This is a genomic window from Pseudomonas asgharzadehiana, from assembly GCF_019139815.1.
In the GTDB taxonomy this organism is placed as follows: Bacteria; Pseudomonadota; Gammaproteobacteria; order Pseudomonadales; family Pseudomonadaceae; genus Aquipseudomonas; species Aquipseudomonas asgharzadehiana.
Genome location: NZ_CP077079.1, coordinates 1360111 through 1377262, shown reverse-complemented (window position 1 = coordinate 1377262; position 17152 = coordinate 1360111). Strand labels below are relative to the sequence as shown.

Annotated in this window: 7 protein-coding genes; 3 read left to right on the top strand and 4 right to left on the bottom strand. The window is 62.4% G+C overall.

Translation table 11 applies throughout. From position 1 onward, the window contains the following. The 3 genes from KSS96_RS06200 to KSS96_RS06190 all read right to left on the bottom strand — a co-directional run bounded on the left by KSS96_RS06200 (window position 1) and on the right by KSS96_RS06190 (window position 2161). Window positions 1–324, bottom strand: coding sequence for a type II toxin-antitoxin system RelE/ParE family toxin (locus KSS96_RS06200; RefSeq protein ID WP_135196511.1), 324 nt, complete (start codon window positions 322–324; stop codon window positions 1–3). Next, entirely contained in the window at window positions 321–593 is a 273-nt protein-coding gene (locus tag KSS96_RS06195) for a type II toxin-antitoxin system Phd/YefM family antitoxin (RefSeq protein WP_017526310.1), read from the bottom strand. The genes KSS96_RS06200 and KSS96_RS06195 overlap by 4 nt, the downstream gene beginning before the upstream one ends. A 155-nt stretch (window positions 594–748) precedes the next feature. Continuing rightward, on the bottom strand, window positions 749–2161 hold the full coding sequence (locus KSS96_RS06190) for an amino acid permease (RefSeq protein ID WP_017526309.1): 1413 nt from the start codon (window positions 2159–2161) through the stop codon (window positions 749–751). Between the two features lie 280 nt (window positions 2162–2441). Here KSS96_RS06190 and KSS96_RS06185 point away from each other — a divergent pair, with 280 nt between their 5' ends. The 3 genes from KSS96_RS06185 to KSS96_RS06175 all read left to right on the top strand — a co-directional run bounded on the left by KSS96_RS06185 (window position 2442) and on the right by KSS96_RS06175 (window position 15928). After that, window positions 2442–5531, top strand: a complete 3090-nt coding sequence (locus KSS96_RS06185) for a transglycosylase domain-containing protein (protein WP_135196512.1) — start codon at window positions 2442–2444, stop codon at window positions 5529–5531. 84 nt (window positions 5532–5615) lie between these two features. Then, complete coding sequence (locus KSS96_RS06180; protein WP_217855820.1) at window positions 5616–10709, top strand: NEL-type E3 ubiquitin ligase domain-containing protein; 5094 nt, start codon at window positions 5616–5618, stop codon at window positions 10707–10709. A gap of 137 nt (window positions 10710–10846) precedes the next feature. Continuing rightward, a complete protein-coding gene (locus KSS96_RS06175; protein WP_225913311.1) occupies window positions 10847–15928 on the top strand; it encodes an NEL-type E3 ubiquitin ligase domain-containing protein in 5082 nt (1693 codons plus the stop codon). Here KSS96_RS06175 and KSS96_RS28225 read toward each other — a convergent pair. Continuing rightward, complete coding sequence (locus KSS96_RS28225) at window positions 15886–17130, bottom strand: hypothetical protein (RefSeq protein WP_137219949.1); 1245 nt, start codon at window positions 17128–17130, stop codon at window positions 15886–15888. The two genes, KSS96_RS06175 and KSS96_RS28225, sit on opposite strands and share 43 nt — an antisense overlap. Window positions 17131–17152: the final 22 nt, after the last annotated feature.

Sequence of the window (17152 nt, the reverse complement as noted above, 5' to 3'; positions counted from 1 at the left end):
TTACTTCATGAGTCGTTTCAACAGCAGCGCCTGCAGGTTTTTTCGGGTGTCGCCAATGATGTGGATGTAGACCGTATTGTCGCGAATTTCGTAGATGATCCGGTTCATCCCGCTGACCACCTGCCGATACTGGATGAGATTCAACCTCTCAATCTCTTCAGGTACCGGGCCCGCATAAGGCAGCGTTTCGAGACAGCGCAGGGCCTGCTTCAACGACTCATAGGTGTGTTGCCAGGTCGATGTCGAAAACTGACCGATCAGGTAGGACTTAATGTCTTTCAGGTCGCTTTTGGCCGAATGCAACATCACGACTCTGAACGTCATTGACCATCATCCTTGTCCAGTTCCGCGAACACGTCCTCCAGGTCCTGAAACTGCTGGTGTTCAATCTGTCGATTACCCAAGGCCAGCAGCTTCAACAAGGCCATGGTTTCTGCCTGTTCTTCGAAACTTTTTACATCCATTACCACCAGCTTGGCTTCACCGTTTTGGGTGATAACCAGTGGTTCGCGGCTTTCCGTGAGCGTTTTAACGATTTCAGCCGTGTGGCTTTTCAAATAGCTGATCGGTTTTATCTGAGATGAAAACTTCATGGGTTGGCCCTCGCCTGGCAGTGCGACCGATTTTAGTCTTAATTCAGTTACAGATAGGCAGGTACCGACGAAAGGCCGGCATTCAAGCCCAAAAACCCACCTGCAAAAAAAACAAAAAGCCCCGATCCAGGGGCTTTTTGTTAGGCATTGGGCGGTCAGGCCTCTGAGCGTGCCGCCGTTTGGGTCGGCTGCAACTTGAACACGTAGAACAACACGGTCAGCAGCACCAGGAACGCGGGGCCGATGTACAACGCCACGCGCGTGTCCGGGAAGTACGCCATCAAGCCCACCACCAGCACCAGGAAGGCCAGGGCCAGGTACGAGCTGACGGGGTAGAGCCACATGCGGTATTTCAGGGCCTTTTGTTCGGCCGGGCTGAGGCTCCGGCGGAATTTGAGTTGCGCCAGCAGGATCATCACCCAGGTCCAGATCGCGCCGAAGGTGGCAATCGAGGTTACCCACACAAAGACTTTTTCGGGCACCAGGTAGTTGAGCAACACGCCCAGCAGCAAGGCAAAAATCGACAGCAGCAGCGCCCGGCGCGGTACGCCGTTGCGGGAGGTGGTGGCGAACGTCGCCGGCGCCTGGCCGTTTTGCGCCAGGCTGTAGAGCATGCGCCCGGTACTGAAAATGCCGCCGTTGCAGGACGACAACGCCGCCGTGATCACCACGAAGTTGATGATTCCCGCCGCCGTCTTGATGCCCAGGCGCTCGAAGGTCATCACGAAGGGGCTGCCCTGGGTGCCGATTTCATTCCACGGGTAGATCGACAGGATCACGAACAACGCGCCGACATAGAACAACAGGATGCGCCAGAACACCGAGCCGATGGCATTCGGTATGGTCTTTTGCGGGTTGCGCGCTTCGCCGGCGGTGAGGCCGATCATCTCCACGCCCAGGTACGCGAACATCACCATTTGCAACGACATCAACACACCGGTCACGCCATTGGGCATAAAGCCGCCATGGGCCCACAGGTTGGAGACGCCCAACGCCACGCCATCGTTGCCGAAACCGAAAGCGATGATGCCGACGCCGCCGATGACCATGGCGATGATCGTGACGATCTTGATCAGGGCGAACCAGAATTCGAATTCACCGAAGGCCTTTACCGCGATCAGGTTGATGGTGCCCATGCTCACCAGGGCGGCCAGCGCCCAGATCCAGCGCGGCACATCGGGGAACCACACGCCCATATACACGGCCACGGCGGTGATCTCGGCGACGCACGTTACCAGCCACAGGAACCAGTAGTTCCAGCCGGTGAGAAAACCCGCCAACGGGCCGAGATAGTCCTGGGCGTAGCGGCTGAACGAGCCGGCCACCGGGTTGTGTACGGCCATCTCACCGAGGGCGCGCATGATCACCAGAATCGCCAGGCCGCCAATGATGTAGGAAAGCATGATCGCCGGGCCGGCCATTTCGATGGCCTTGGCCGAACCTAAAAACAGACCGACGCCGATACAGGCACCGAGCGCCATCAAGCGAATATGCCGTTCGCCGAGTTCGCGTTTGAGCGGGCCGCCTTGAGCGGTCTCGCCGTGGGGCAGGTGATTGCCTACGGGCATAAGGTTACAACCTCGTCTTGTTATTGGAGATGAGTGGCGGAGCATTGGCCGATCAGCCGTCACTTCACGCCGACGCTGCGGCTTTGTGAGCCAAAACGCCGGCGAGTATTGCACAGCCTTGGTGCACGGTCATTCCCCTGCCTTGGTCGTAAGCGCTCTGGCACGGGCGATTCCGGCAGCCTTGCGTGGCGCCGGCGCCGACAAAAATTCCTGAGCGGCGCCAATCTGCGACTAAGCTTCAGACAAGTCCGATCAATCTGCTTGAAGGGATCAATCGACTATGGGCGCTCTGCGGCACACCGATTCGAGCAAGGCTGCGATTCTTGACGTCGGCCCGGATTATCTGCCGCAAAAAACGCCCCCGCGCCGTTACGGGCGGCGGCTGTTCTGGCTGATCGTGCTGATGGTCCTCGCCGCCCTGGGCTATGCCCTTTCCCGCGAAATGGGCACCTCCCGCTGGCAGGCCCGCCAGCTCAGCCGGTGGGCCGCCGACCTCGACTATCGCCTCGCCCCAGGCGCCAGCGACGCCCAGGTGTACCCCGGCGCCGGCCCTTTTGACAAACGCCTGGGCTACAGCGACCTGCCGCAATTGCTGCCGCGGTTGATCAAGCGCGATTATGTGATCGTCGAGCAGGCGCGCTTCTCCGCTGCCTTGCTCGATTACACGCGCCACGGCCTGTTCGTGCCCTATGCGGAAAAAATCCAGGCGGGCCTGTCGATCACCGATTGCCGCGCCGCACCGCTGTACCACTTCAACTACCCGCAGCAGCTTTATAACGACTTCGCCGCCATCCCGCCGCTGGTGGTCAACAGTTTGCTGTTTATCGAGAACCGCGACCTGCTCGACCCTGCGCGCCCCCAGGCCAACCCGGCGGTCGACTGGCCGCGTTTCGGCATGGCGGCGTGGTCGCAAGTGGCGCGGGTGCTGAACCTGCCCGGCCAGAGCGCGGGCGGCAGTACCCTGGCGACCCAATTGGAAAAATACCGCCACTCACCCGACGGCCTGACCCAAAGCGGCGGCGAAAAGATCCGCCAGATGCTCTCCGCCAGCGTGCGCGCCTACGCCAACGGCCCCGACACCGTGCACGCCCGGCAAGCCATCGTGCGTGACTACCTCAACAGCGTGCCGTTGTCGGCGGTGCCCGGCCACGGCGAGGTGCACGGCATGGCCGAAGGCTTGCGCGTGTGGTACGGCGCCGACTTCGTGCAGGTCAACCAGGCCTTGAGCAGCCGCGCGCAAGACGCACCCAGCCTGGCGCAACGCGGCCTGGCCCTGCGCCAAGTGCTGTCGTTGATGATCGCCCAGCGCAGGCCCTCCTATTACCTGACCAAGGGTCGCGACGACCTGGCGCAACTGACCGACAGCCACTTGCGCCTGCTGGCCCAGAACGGCGTGCTGGAACCGGCATTGTTGACGGCGGCACTGGCAAGCAAGGTGCGCTACCGCGATTGGCAACAACAGCCGACCCTGCAGATGATCGACACCAACAAAGGCATCAGCGCTGCCCGCAGCCGGTTGGCGGCTTTGCTTGACCGCCCGCTGTACGACCTGGACCGCCTTGATTTGTCGGCCACCAGCACCTTGCAGGGCCAGTTGCAGGAACAGGTCACGGCGTACCTCAAACACCTCGCCGACCCCGTCTACGCCGCTGAGGTCGGCCTGCTGGGCGAGCGCCTGCTCACCCCGGCCAGCACGCCCCAAGTGCGCTACAGCTTTACGCTGTTCGAACGCACCGCCGATGGCGCACGCGTGCGGGTGCAAACCGACAACACCGACCAACCCTTCGACATCAACGAAGGCAGCAAACTGGAACTGGGCTCTACCGCCAAACTGCGGGTGCTCACCACTTACCTGCAAATCGTCGCGCAACTGCATGATCGCTACGCGGCCTCGACACCCGCCGCGCTGAAAAAAATCGAGGTCGCCGAACACGACAACATCAGCCGCTGGGCCCTGGATTACCTGCGGCAAAACCCCGGCAAGCCGTTGGCCGACATGCTCGACGCGGCGCTCAACCGCACCTATTCGGCCAGCCCCGGCGAGGCGTTTTTCACCGGCGGCGGCCTGCACCGTTTCCACAACTTTCGCAACGAAGACAACGGCCGCAACCCGACCCTGCGCGACGCCTTGCGCGAATCGATCAACTTGCCGTTCATCCGCCTGATGCGTGACCTGGTGCGCTACAGCACCTACACCAGCGCCAACAACAGTGCGCAGTTGCTCAAGGACGACAGCGAACCGCGCCGCCAGGAATACCTGGCGCAATTCGCCGACCGCGAGGGCACCACGTTTTTGCTCAAGTTCTGGAAGAAGTACCAGAAAAAAGACACCCAGGCGCGCCTCGAAACGTTCCTCGACGGCCTGCACCCCACGGCCATTCGCCTGGCGGCGGTGCACCGCTATTTGCTGCCCGAGGCCAGCCGCGAGAGCTTCAACCGCTTCGTCCGCTCGCGCCTGGCCGGCGCGAAAAACCAACAGCCGCTGACCGACAAGCGCCTCGACGCGCTCTATGACAGTTACGGCCCCGGCGCCTACGACCTGCCCGACCAAGGCTACATCGCCAAGGTGCACCCGCTGGACCTGTGGCTGCTGGGCTACCTGATCAATCACCCCGACGCGACGTTCAGCGAGATCGTCAAAGCCAGCCAGTTCGAGCGCCAGGAAGTCTACAGCTGGCTGTTCAAGAGCCGCCATCAAAGCGCCCGCGACAGCCGTATCCGCACCATGCTGGAAGTCGAAGCGTTCCTGGATATCCACCAACGCTGGAAGGCCGTCGGTTACCCCTTCGACCATCTGGTGCCGTCGCTGGCCACCGCCATCGGCAGCTCCGGCGACCGCCCCGCCGCGCTGGCCGAGTTGATGGGCATCATCCTTAACGACGGCGTGCGCATCCCGGTGCTGCGTATCGACAGCCTGCACTTTGCCGCCGGCACGCCCTACGAGGTGCGCTTGATCAACGACCCCAACCGGGCGCGCCGGGTGATGCCGTCTGAAGTCGCGACGGCCCTGCGCGGGGCGTTGTCCCAAGTGGTCGACGCCGGTACCGCCAAACGCGTGGCCGGCAGCTTCAAACTGGACGACGGCACGCCGCTGGCCATGGGCGGCAAGACCGGCACCGGCGACAACCGCATCGAAGCGATCGGCGCGGGCGGGCGGATTCTCAGCTCCAAGTCGATCAACCGCACCGCCACCTTTGTGTTCTACATCGGCGACCACCACTTCGGCACGCTGACCGCGTTCGTACCGGGCAGCACCGCGCAGAACTTCAAATTTACCTCCGCATTGCCGGTGCAAGTGCTCAAGGGTATGGCCCCGCTGCTGATGCCGTATCTGCAACCCGCCGGGCCTCTGCGCTGCGCGGTTCAATAACCGATGAGTGCGCCAATTATTTGCACTTTTATCCATTTTTCGAGGGATAGGCTGATGATTTAACCCCACCGGAAAACCCGCCCCATGCCCGAACTTCCCCGCACCCAGCGCGTGGCCCAAAGCGACAAAGGCCCGCATTACGCACTGATCAACAACACCGCGCCCGACTGGCTGAAAAACGCCGACCTGGAACGCCTTCACCCACTCAGCGAGTTGGTGCTGCAACGGCCCACCTGGTACGCCACCGCCACCGCGCAGCAGCATGCCACTAAGGCCCTCAACGGCCAGGCCTGGGCCGCGCAAAATACCTTGGATACAAAACTGCGCCCGGTGCAGGACGTGTATGCCTTCGCCGAGCCGTTGCTCAAGCGCGCCATCAAAGACCAATACGCGCTGGACCTGGACGTCAAAACTACTTACCTGCGCATTTACACACCGAAAAAACTGCCCTGGTACGCCCTGGAACTGTCCAATGGCGTGACCTCCCGAGACGTGTCGCTACTGGACGCGGCGCTGCATAATTTTGCCGGCCACGAAACCTTCGAACGGTACTCCTGCTACATCACCCGCCCAGACTATCGGGGCCACTTCAGCATCCTGCACCACGAACGCACAATGAGCCTTGAGCAGTTCAAGACCCTGTGCCGCGAGCTGGACCTGGGTGCGCGCTATCAACAGCATCTCAAGCAATTCCTGTTGCCCGATGAGCCGGTGGCCCAGGGTTACCTGCAAGGGCTGGTCACCGCCAGCCAGAAGGCCACGCTCAAGGCCGCCGCGCAGATGGCGTTGATGAACAACGACCTGCAAGCATCAGCCTATGCGGTGGTGATGGGGGTACTCGACGGCACGGAGCAACGCGCCACGTTCTATCAACTGAGCATGCTCGACACTCCGCTGACCGGGATCCTGTTGATCTCTACCGACCTGGACCGCGCGGCCAGCGTGGCGAAGGTCATCGCGTATATCCCCAACGACCCGGCCAGCCCGCTCAAGCAGTACGCCTCCAGCAGCGAGTTCGTGATGGACTTGTCGCGCCGCTTGCAACTGAACGCGCCGCTGCCTTCCAGCAAACACTTGCCACAACACACCTACCAACAGTTTTTCAGCCAGTTCGTGCCGCACGCGCGGCGCGGTCTGTTCTTCGCCACGCTGACCGAGCACCTGTACAGGGTGCAATGGCATGAGCGCAGCCCCCTGGACCCGGCCCCCGCGTGGTGTGAGGACCCGGTCGACAAGCCATTCCTGAAATTCGAGGCAACGAAGATAAAAGGCGCGCTGTGGCCGCATCTGTATCAGGCCAGCTTCAACAAAATCCTCAATGATGGGCGCAGCCTTGCCGTGTCCACCGCCCAGGCCGACAGCCAGGAGCGCCGCAGCTGGTGGGACAACGTGCTGAAGATCGCGTCGGACCTGTTCAACGTGGCGCTGCTGGTGGTCACCCCGTTCGTGCCGGGGCTGGGCGAGTTGATGCTGGCCTACACCCTGTATCAACTGACCGACGATGTGCTCGAAGGCATCGTCGATCTCAGCGAAGGCCAGGCCGGTGAAGCGGCGCAGCACGTGATCAGTGTGGTCACCGACGTCTTGCAGCTCGCGCTGATGGGCACCGGCGGGGTGCTGGCCAAGGAGGTGTTGTTCAAACCTTCTGCCTTTGTTAACAGCCTCAAAGCGGTACAAGTGAATGGCCAAACGCGCTTGTGGAACCCGGACCTGGCGCCTTATGTACGCAATGACCTGCACCTGCCCGAGGGCAGCCGGCCCGATGCGCTGGGCCTGCATGCACATCAAGGGCAAACAGTCGTGCGCCTGGAAGAGCGGCACCTGGTGCTCGAACACGATGCGCAGAGCAACACCCACCGTATCCAGCATGCGACCCGGCGCGGCGCCTATTCGCCGTTGATCGAACCCAACGGCAGCGGCGCCTGGGTGCATGAGGGTGAAGACCCCTGGGCGTGGGACGACGCGCAACTGCGCGGCCGCCTCGGGCACGGCACCCAGGCGCTGGACGCCCGGCAAGTGGAACAGGCCTGCAGCATCAGCGGCACCGACGACAGCGCGCTGCGCCAGATGTATGTCGAACTCAAGCCCACCCCGCCGCTGTTGGCCGATACGCTCACGCGCATGCACATGTTTGACCAGGCCAAGCAATTGCCCCAGAAAATCCGCAACGGCGGGCTCACGCAGGAAGAGTTCAACTGGTCGGCACAATTGAGCAGCGAGCTGAAAAACTGGCCGTCGGATAAAGCCATCAAGGTATTTTACGAGCCCGATTTAACCGGTTATCACATCACCTACGGCACGGCGAGCGATGCGGCCCACACGCTCAACATCAGCCATCAAGACATCAACGCCGGCGTGCTGCCCGAACGGCTCGTGGGGTTTCTAACCGAGGCCGAACTGCAAGCCCTGCTGCCCGCGCCCCTGCCCGACACCCCGGCGGCACGCACCGCAGCGCTGCGCGACCTGTTGGCGACCAAAGTGGCCAGCGAGCACATCTCGATCTTCAACCACCTCTACAGCACCCATGAAGTGCTTAACACCGCGCCTGCGCAACTGCTGCGCAGGCGCTACCCCCAACTGCCGGCCGAGTTGATACAACGCCTGATGCTGCGCGTGTCACCCGACGAAGTGAAGGCGATGGGCGATGAGCAGCGCATCCCCTTGCGGGTGAGCAACCTGGCCACTGAGCTGCAAAACGAAAGCATCGCCAGCCATGCCTATGAAGGGTTCTACAACGATGAGCTGATCACGCCGGACACCGAGCGCATGGTGCTGAACATCCTGCGCCGCCATCGCGATACCCTCGGCGATGTGAACATCAGCCTTTACCAGCACTCGCCCGCCGGTCGCTTGCGCGCCCAGGCCGGGCCGCAGGATGCCGGCACGCAAATCGTGTTGTTGCGCAAAGACGACGGCCGCTACCAGGTGCGGGGGCAAACACCCGCCGCGCACTATGACCTGTTCGAAGCGCTGCTGCGGGCCTTGCCCGCCGACAGCGTCGACTACGTACCCGGCCAGGGAAGGTTGTTCAAGCGGTGGCTCAAAGACCAGCTGCAGGCGCCGGCCGAGCGGCGTACCGCGCTGGAGGCCCCGAGCCTGCGCAAGCCCGACCCACGCGTGACGCAAAAACTGCTGCAAAAACCGATGTTCGGCGCCTTCCGCCGGCTGTTCACCCCCGCCACCCCGCCGACCACGCAAGAACGCGTCGCCAAACTGTTCCCGCGGCTGCGTGCGGAACCGGCGCAAACCCTGCTCGACGAACTCGCCGCCCTGGAAAACGGCGACCAGATCCTGGAGGCCCTGGAAACCGAAAAACGCCAGTTGCAGGAAGACTTCAAGCGCTGGAAACGGCGCCCCACCCAGGCCGCGCAATACAGCGAACAGGCCGAGAACGAAACCTATATGCGCGACCGCATCATCGACGACCTGGTCGAGTGCTGGGAGGCGCGCGCGGATGGCCGTGTCACCGCCCAGGGCTTGATGCCGCGCGGACGGCTACTGGATTTGTCCGAGAAATGGTTGGGGCGCTATATCCGAAGCCTGGGGAGGATGCGGGCCAATTTCGACCACGTCACCGTGTTGAATCTGATGAGCACCGGGTTCATGTCCGGCGACGTCGGGTTTCTGGACAACTTTCCCAACCTGCGCGGCCTGGACCTGAGCAATAACGTACTCTTCAGCGTGCCCACGCAAATGACCACCCTGCGCGATCTGGTGACCGTCGACCTGAGCCACAACCCGATTACCTGGAGCCACATGGACTTCACGCAACTGTACGAATGCCGGAACCTTGAGTACCTCAACCTGCAGGACCACCCGGACCTGAAGGTGGCCCCCGATCTGCGTAGCCTGCCTCACCTCAAGCAACTGGTACTGCGCAATACAGGCGTGACCGAATGGCCGCTGGGTATGGAAGTGCCGCGCGCACACCCGCTGGAGCTGAACCTTCTGAACACCGGCGTCAAACAGATACCGGTCCTGCCCGAAGGCTCACCCGCGATAGACGTGATCGCTCATAGCTGGCTGGACCGCGCCGCGCTGACCAATGCCGACGAAGCCCGTTTCGTCGCTTACCGACGCGCCTCCGGCATCGACCCCTATCGCACCCTGCCCGCGGGGGACCCGGAAGACAGCGAGTATTGGCTGGACGAGATGAAACCAGAACTGCTCGACGAGGCCAGAGCGCTGTGGAACACACTGGAAAACCAGCCCGGCTCTCAAGGCTTTTTTGAGATCCTCAAGCTGCTCCGGCCGTCGCAAGTCATGCAGACCGAGGCAGACCGAAAGCTGTTCAAGAAAGGCCGCAAAGACCTCAAAGACCGGGTCTGGGACGTGCTGGTCGCCATCGACCGTGACCCCCAACTGCGCGAACGGTTCTTCGCCGAAGCCAGTGCCCCCGTCAATTGTGCCGATGCGGGTGCGCAGGTCTTCAACAAGCTGGGGATCGAAACGCTACTGGCCGATATCCTTCAGGATTCAACCGAGCAAGGCCTGGCCACGCGGGACAACAAGCTGGTCGAACTGGCCTGGCAGACCTGGCGATTGAAGCAGCTCAATGAGTTCGCCAAGCAAGACATCATCCGGCGCACCCAACCCGTGGCACAGGGTGGCCTGGGGCTGGGGTTCGGCAGCGGCGCGCTGGAGGTCGACGAGGTGCAGGTGTATCTCGCTTACCAGACGGGCCTGAAGACGCGGCTGGACCTGCCTTGGCTGTCCGAACACATGGCCTACCGTAACACCGCCAAAGTGACCCGCGACCAACTGGATGCCGCCTACCAATCGGTGATCAGCGCCGCGGCCAATGACGGGGCGGTCAAGGGGGTGCTTGATCAAGACTTCTGGCGCGATCACCTGGAAGACAAGCATGCCGATCAATACGCAGCGCGACGACGCGAACGCGATGACGCCGGCGGCGAACTTGCGGACTTGCTCGACGAGCAAAAAGAATGGGCCGCCACCGAGACCACGCCCGAGCGCAAGGCCCAGTTGCGCACCCAGATCGTGCGCAGGCTTAACGAGTTCAAGCGCATGGGCCTGAAGATTGCCGACAGCACGATCCTGGTCGACCACGCCTTGTCGGATGCCACCGTGCAAAAATTGTATGAAGAGGTGCAGCGCCCCTACCGGGAACTGGGCATTCGCCTCACACGCGAAGCGCTGCAAAATGCCGGGCTGTAAATAGCTACTTTTCACTCCTGATTAGTCGGCGCAAACGCCGCTGTTCGGCGCTTTTTACACCCAGATTTCACGCTTTTATTCCAACGCGTCATGCAGATAATCGGATGATCCCATTGCACTTCAAGGATCATCCGATCATGGCTTCCCCCGTACCTCCCGTGGCCGAAAACCTCGGCACACACCACGCCTTCATCCGGCAGAAAATCCCCGCCTGGCTCGCCGAAACCGCCTTGCCACGCCTCACCGCGCTCACTGCCACAAGCCCCGCCGACGCAGCGCCGCCGCCTGAATTACGCAACGCCTTCAAAACCGCCCTGGGTGAACATTGGTCGACCCAGAACACCCTCGACCAGAAACTCGCCGCGCTCAACGACCTGCGCGCCTTTGCCGAGCCGCGGCTCAAAACGGCCCTGCTCCCCTATGGCGATATCGACGTGACGCAGACCTTGATCCGCCTCTACGCCCCCGCCGATCTGCCGTGGTGGACCCTCGACGTGAAGCACGGCGTAAAGAGCCGCACCGTCTCGCTGCTGGATGCCGCTTTGCACAATTTCTCGGCCTCGGAAACCTTCGAAGACTTCGCGTTTTTATCCAAGGCCGATGCGCGCGGGCAACAACGGCTGCTGACCTTCACCCACAGCGCAACAGGTGAGGCACTCAGCGCCGAGACCTTCAAGGCGCTCTGTCGCTCGCTGGATATCGGCGCGCGTTACCAGAAACACCTCAACACCGCGCTGGGCTTTGACAACGTCACGGTGGCCGAGTCGTTGCGGCACAAAGTGGTCGCCCAGCAAAAAGCCGCGCTCAACGCCGCCGCCCACATGGCCCTGGCGCAACAACACATCGCCCGGGATGCCTATGACCTGATCCAGGCCATGCTCAGTGACGCGCCGCTGCTGCAACTGGACGGCCGCAGCGTGGAGTTGCATACCCTGGACCTGCTCGGCTGCAGGCTCACCGGCGTGCTGGTGATCGCCGCACCCAACCCCAAAGGCCTCACGCGACTGCTGGTTTACATGCCCAACGACCCCGAGCAGCCGTTGAAGGAATACGCCTCGCCCACGGCGTTTCACCAGGACTGCACGCAACGCTTGCTCGGCACTCCGGCCAACGCCGAGGCGTTCCCCGGCGCCTACGCGCGGTTCATCAGCCAGTTCATTGCCCACGACCAGCGCGGGCGGTTTTTCTACACCCTCAAGCAGCGCCTGTTCGAATGGCGCAGAACGCCAAGGCCTCCCGTCGAAGGCCCGACCTGGCAGGCGCAACCGGTGGCCCGCCCCAACCTGCAATGGCGGTTGCAGGCGGTGCGCGAGGATGTGCAAAACCGATCCAGCTCACCGGCCCGCGATGACCTGTGGCAGTACCTGTACCGGGTCAAGCTGAACAAGGTCGTCGATGACGCGCGCGAACTGGCCATCTCCACCGCCTACGCCGACCGCATGGCGCGCTGGGCGTGGTGGGACAACCTGGAAAAAATCGTCACCGACCTCACCAACGCCGCCCTGCTGGTGCTGACGCCCTTCGTGCCGCTGCTGGGGGAATTGATGCTGGCCTACACCGCTTATCAGTTGGCCGATGACGTCTTCGAAGGCATTGTCGACTGGGCGCAAGGCCAGCGCATCGAGGCCCAGGAACACTTGCTGGCGGCGACGCAAAACATTGTGCAGGGGCTGATTTTTCACCGGGGCGGCAAGATCGCAGAGATCGCGAAGCTCAAACTGTCGCCCTTTGTCGAAGGCCTCAAGCCGGTGCAACTGCACACCGGTGAAAGCCGCCTGTGGAACCCGGACCTGAGCGCCTACCGCCTCAAAGCGCCGCCCGACACAACCAGCCCACAGGTCGTGAAAGTCGACGAACACCACTACCGAGTCGGCCAGGACCCGATCACCGACACCCATCACCTGCTGCATCCGCAGCGCCCCGAGGCCTACCGCCCGGCGGTCAGCCTCAACGGCGACGGCGCCTGTGTGCTGGAAGGCGAGCAGCCCCGGCACTGGAGCGACGCGCAACTGATGCGCCGCCTGGGGCCGCAGACGCAAGGGTTGAGCGACGCGCAGCTTGAGCAAGTGCGCCTGATCAGTGGCGTTGACCACGATGCCTTGCGCCACCTGTACGTCAACAACCAACCGACCCCGCCGCTGTTGGCCGACACCTTGAAGCGCTTCAACAGCGCCAGGCAGGTCGATAGCGACATCCAGAAGGTGCGCGGCGGCCAGGCCCTGGACCCGAGCGCCTACTGGTTCGAGCAGATGGTCACCGAGCTTAAGGGCTGGCCGAAAAGCAAGGCGTTGCATGTGTACCCGCGCGCCGACCTCAGCGGCATGGCTCATGAGTTCGGCAACCCGCACGCTAGCGGAAGCAATGTGTTGAAACTGAGCACCGGCGAGGTGTTGTCGGGCCGTTTACCGGAGAAAGTCCTGGCGTTTCTCGACCCCTTGCAGGCCAATAAACTGCTCGGTGAAACCCTACCCGCCGACCAGCAGGTACAGGCCCTGCGCGAGCGGCTGGCCGATTACCTCAAGCAGCAAAGCGAGTCGCTGATCCGCCATCACTATCACCCGCAGGAAGCCTCATCGGACCCGCAGATCCAGTTGCTACGCAGCCAATACCCCGACCTGCCGCTGAGTATCGCCCGGCAATTGGTCAGGCATACCCGAGGCAGCGATTTGACGGTAATGAGTGAAGACAAGCGCCTGCCGCTGGCGGTGAAAAACCAGGTGCAGGAAGCCAATTTCGAAGTGACCAGTACCCGATTGTTCGAACAGTTGCACCAGGACCGGTCGCTGTCACCCGAGGCCGAGCGCCTGATCCTCAATACCCTGCGCATCCATAGCGATGCCTTGGGGCGCCTGCAAATCGAAGTGCGCGACGGCGATTTTTTCGGCGACCTCAGGGCCCAGGTCGGCGCCCACGATGCGCCCGACGTGCGGGTGCTGGTACGCGACGACCAAGGACGCTACACAACCTTCGACGCCGACGGTAAACGCCTGCACCGCGCAACAGACTTCTACAGCGCAATGGACCACACCTTGACCAGGGCCAAACCGGCCACCGGCAGCGACAACCTCAGAGACTGGGTGCTGGAACACATCGCGCCTCCGGCAGAGCGTCGTCACGTACTCGCCGAACCGCCGATTCGCATGCGCGCGGCGCGCGAAACCCTGGTGTTGCTGCGCGGCGGTGGCAGCAGCTCCTTGCGCGGCACCTCGCCCGGCAGCGTCGAGCAGCGTATCCGCACCTTGCTGCCCGGCATGTCCGAACAGGGCGTGAAGCCATTTGCCCTGGCCTCGCAAAGCCCCGAGGGGCTCAAGGTGCTGGAGGGCCTGGAAGCCGAGAACAAAGCCCTTACTCACGCGCTGGATGACTACGTGCGCGCCGCCACCCAGTTCCGCCCCGGCAGCCGCCGCGAAGCTATCGCCCGACGTACCCGCGCCTTGTTCGCCGATCGCCTGATGGAAGCCTGGCACGAAGGTTACATCCGCAAGCACGATGAATTCAGCCCCGTGCGCGGTGGCGCGTCGCTGGACCTGTCGACGGCGCAACGGCCAGACTCACTGCCCACCTTGCCCAACCCGCTGCGGCGGGTCACGCACCTGAACCTGCAAGACTGTGACTTCACCTCCGACCGCGCCGACTTCCTGCTGCACTTCCCCAACCTGCGCGTGCTGGACCTGAGCGACAACCTGCTGCACAGCCTGCCTGCGGCCATCGGGAACATGCGTTCACTGCGCGAGTTGGACCTGAGCGGCAACCAGATCGCCCTGGACGCCGACGCCGTGGGGCGGTTGCGCCCGCTCTCGCGCCTGCGCCGGCTCAACCTGGCCAGCAACCCCTTGGGCGCCACGCCGGATATCAGCCTCATGCCGGACTTGAACCTGCTTGAGCTGGGCTTTACCGGCATCAGTGAATGGCCGGTTGGCCTGTTTGCCCAGTCGCGTAACGGCGGGTTCACCCTGCACTTGCAAGGCAACCCCATCACCAGCGTGCCCGAGGTCACGCCGGGCTCGGCAGAGGCGGCGGTGGTCGCCCTCACCCGCCTGGACCGACCGCGCCTGCGCCCAGACTTCCAGGACCTGTTCGACAGCTACCGTGAATCGTTCGGGCTAGACCCCCAGCGCACCTATGAACCACAGGGCGACCACCAATTCTGGCTGGAAAGCCTGGGTGAAAACGCGCGCAAGCTCTACCGCACGGTGTGGGACGACCTGGAACATGAAAAAGGCTCCCAAGGCTTTTTCGAAGTGATCAAGGCGCTGGAACCGCCGGATTTTTTCGAAGACCCCACCGACGAAGCCCGCTACCAGCGCACCCTTGGCCTGTTGCGCTCACGGGTCAGGACCATGCTGTTGGCGATGGCAAGCGACACTGAACTGCGCGAAAAGCTGTTCATGATGTCCAGCTTCCCCGGCCTGTGCCCGGACGCAGGGCAGCAGATTTTCAGCAACATGGGGGTTGAGGTGCTGGTCAGCAACGCCAACGGCTTCAGCCGTACCAGCGCCGAACGCGAAGAACGCCTGGTCCACCTGGCCAGGGGCGCGGCGCGGCTCAAGTTCGTCAACCACGTGGCCCGCGCCGATATCGCACATCGCCTCAAGCCGGTGGAGCAAGGCGGCCTGGGCCTGTTGCTGACCTCGCAACGGGTCGATAGTGAGCCGGGCACGGTGGATGAAGTCGAGGTGCACCTGGCCTACCAGACCCGCCTGGCCAGACGGCTGGATTTGCCCTGGATCAACGAGTACATGCTGTACCGCCGCACCTCCGACGTCAGCGACGCAGATATCGAGCGGGCCTACAACGCCGTACAGGCATTGAGCGAAGGTGACGGGCTGGTGGACCAAATGCTGCTTGAGCCGTATTGGGAGCAGTTTTTGCGCGAACAGTACCCCACCGAATACGCGCAGCATGAGCAGCACATCGACGAGCAGTTCGAGCGCCTGGACCACTTGCACAGCGAGCAGCAGGCCTATGCGCTGGCACCTGACGACACCCGGCGCGACACCCTGAAAAGTCTCGCCGAACAGTTGAACCTGAGCCAGGCACAGGTGCTGACCGGCGAGCCGATGCCCGACGCGTTATACAGCCAGGTGCTCAACAGCCTGGGGGATCTGCGCAAGCAGTGGCTGCGTGAGCAGACGCATTTGCTGCTGAACCGGGCCGAGGTAACGCCAGGCCTGCCTCAAACCTCCGAGTCCCAGACCACCGTGACCACCCCCGAATAAGTGGTGCCGGGCTGCTTGAGCATCTCGGTCACGTGCTCCTTCTGGACCTCAAAGTGCAGGGTACCGGGCCGGTTGTTCACGTAGTGCAAGGCCTGGAATAGCTCGGTGCCCACGCCGTCGAGGCGCAGCGGCAGCTTGTTCACGGTTTGCCCGTACTGGTCGTTCAGACCAAACGGCAGGCTCACGGCGACCTGCAACGGCACCTCGTCGCCTGCGCCATTGCGCAGGCCGCAGGTGTTGCCGATGACCAGGCTGCATTCGAGGTTCATCTTGAAGCGCGAGCTGGCGGCGATGCGGAAGGTTTGATCGCGAAACAACCTTGCGGGCTGTCGCCCGCGATTGAGCCAGGCTTGCCAACCGCCTTCGGGCAGCAATTCGACACGGTTGCCGCCGGGCGGTAACTCGACCTTGAGGATGTGCTCCACCGTCAGGGTGAAGTTCAAGGTGAGCGCAGAATCGCTCGGCAGCATCACGTCGCCTAAATCGAAGTCCTGATTGGGGCCGATGCCGTAGTTCAATACACCGGTGTAGGTCCCGGCTGACATCGCCAATGGGTTGGGCGTGCGCAACTCGTAGGCGATATCCAGATAGGAATAGCTCATGAGCGGAATCGCATAGGCGGCAGGCTTGACACAATTACCCTCCACCGGTGTTTTCCAGAAAAACGTATACCAACTGGCCCCCAAAAGACCCACGCCACTGTATCTGCAAGGCGACGCTGCGTTTACCCAACTACTTCCCACCCAGAGCTTCTGGTGGGCGGTGATAGCTGGCACACCTCCGCCGACCAGTTCAGCAGCATGTCGGTCAAGAGCATATGTTGACCCAATACCGCTGATACGTATTTCAACGGTTTGCGTTTCACCTTGAGTGTTCGTCACGCTCACCTCGCGCCACTGCGCGGGAACCTTCCACAAGGCGGTTTTACGTGGGTCGCTCGGGTTCGCCTCCAGTGGCCCGCCGCTCGCGGTGATCGGTAGGCGAATGCTGAACATCTCGTAGCATTGCGAAGGATAACTCTGACAGTAACCGCTCACCGGCGTGGTATTGGTAAATCGGTTTTGATTCGCGTCGGAAGGGTTCGGCCTGAACATTGCGGTAATTTCCTGCACAAACGCGACGGCTGGGCTGCCCCACAGCAGGCTGCTGAAACCCAGCACTGCAACTACCCACGTACTGAAGACCCTGCTTTTATCGTTCATCGTTTAATGCGACTCTTAAAGG

What these genes read in the sequence shown, in the direction of transcription:
- KSS96_RS06175 (WP_225913311.1), top strand. Translation starts at nt 10,847, where the DNA reads ATGGCTTCCCCCGTACCTCCCGTGGCCGAAAACCTCGGCACACACCAC.
- KSS96_RS06200 (WP_135196511.1), bottom strand. Translation starts at nt 324, where the DNA reads ATGACGTTCAGAGTCGTGATGTTGCATTCGGCCAAAAGCGACCTGAAA.
- KSS96_RS28225 (WP_137219949.1), bottom strand. Translation starts at nt 17,130, where the DNA reads ATGAACGATAAAAGCAGGGTCTTCAGTACGTGGGTAGTTGCAGTGCTG.
- KSS96_RS06180 (WP_217855820.1), top strand. Translation starts at nt 5,616, where the DNA reads ATGCCCGAACTTCCCCGCACCCAGCGCGTGGCCCAAAGCGACAAAGGC.
- KSS96_RS06185 (WP_135196512.1), top strand. Translation starts at nt 2,442, where the DNA reads ATGGGCGCTCTGCGGCACACCGATTCGAGCAAGGCTGCGATTCTTGAC.
- KSS96_RS06195 (WP_017526310.1), bottom strand. Translation starts at nt 593, where the DNA reads ATGAAGTTTTCATCTCAGATAAAACCGATCAGCTATTTGAAAAGCCAC.
- KSS96_RS06190 (WP_017526309.1), bottom strand. Translation starts at nt 2,161, where the DNA reads ATGCCCGTAGGCAATCACCTGCCCCACGGCGAGACCGCTCAAGGCGGC.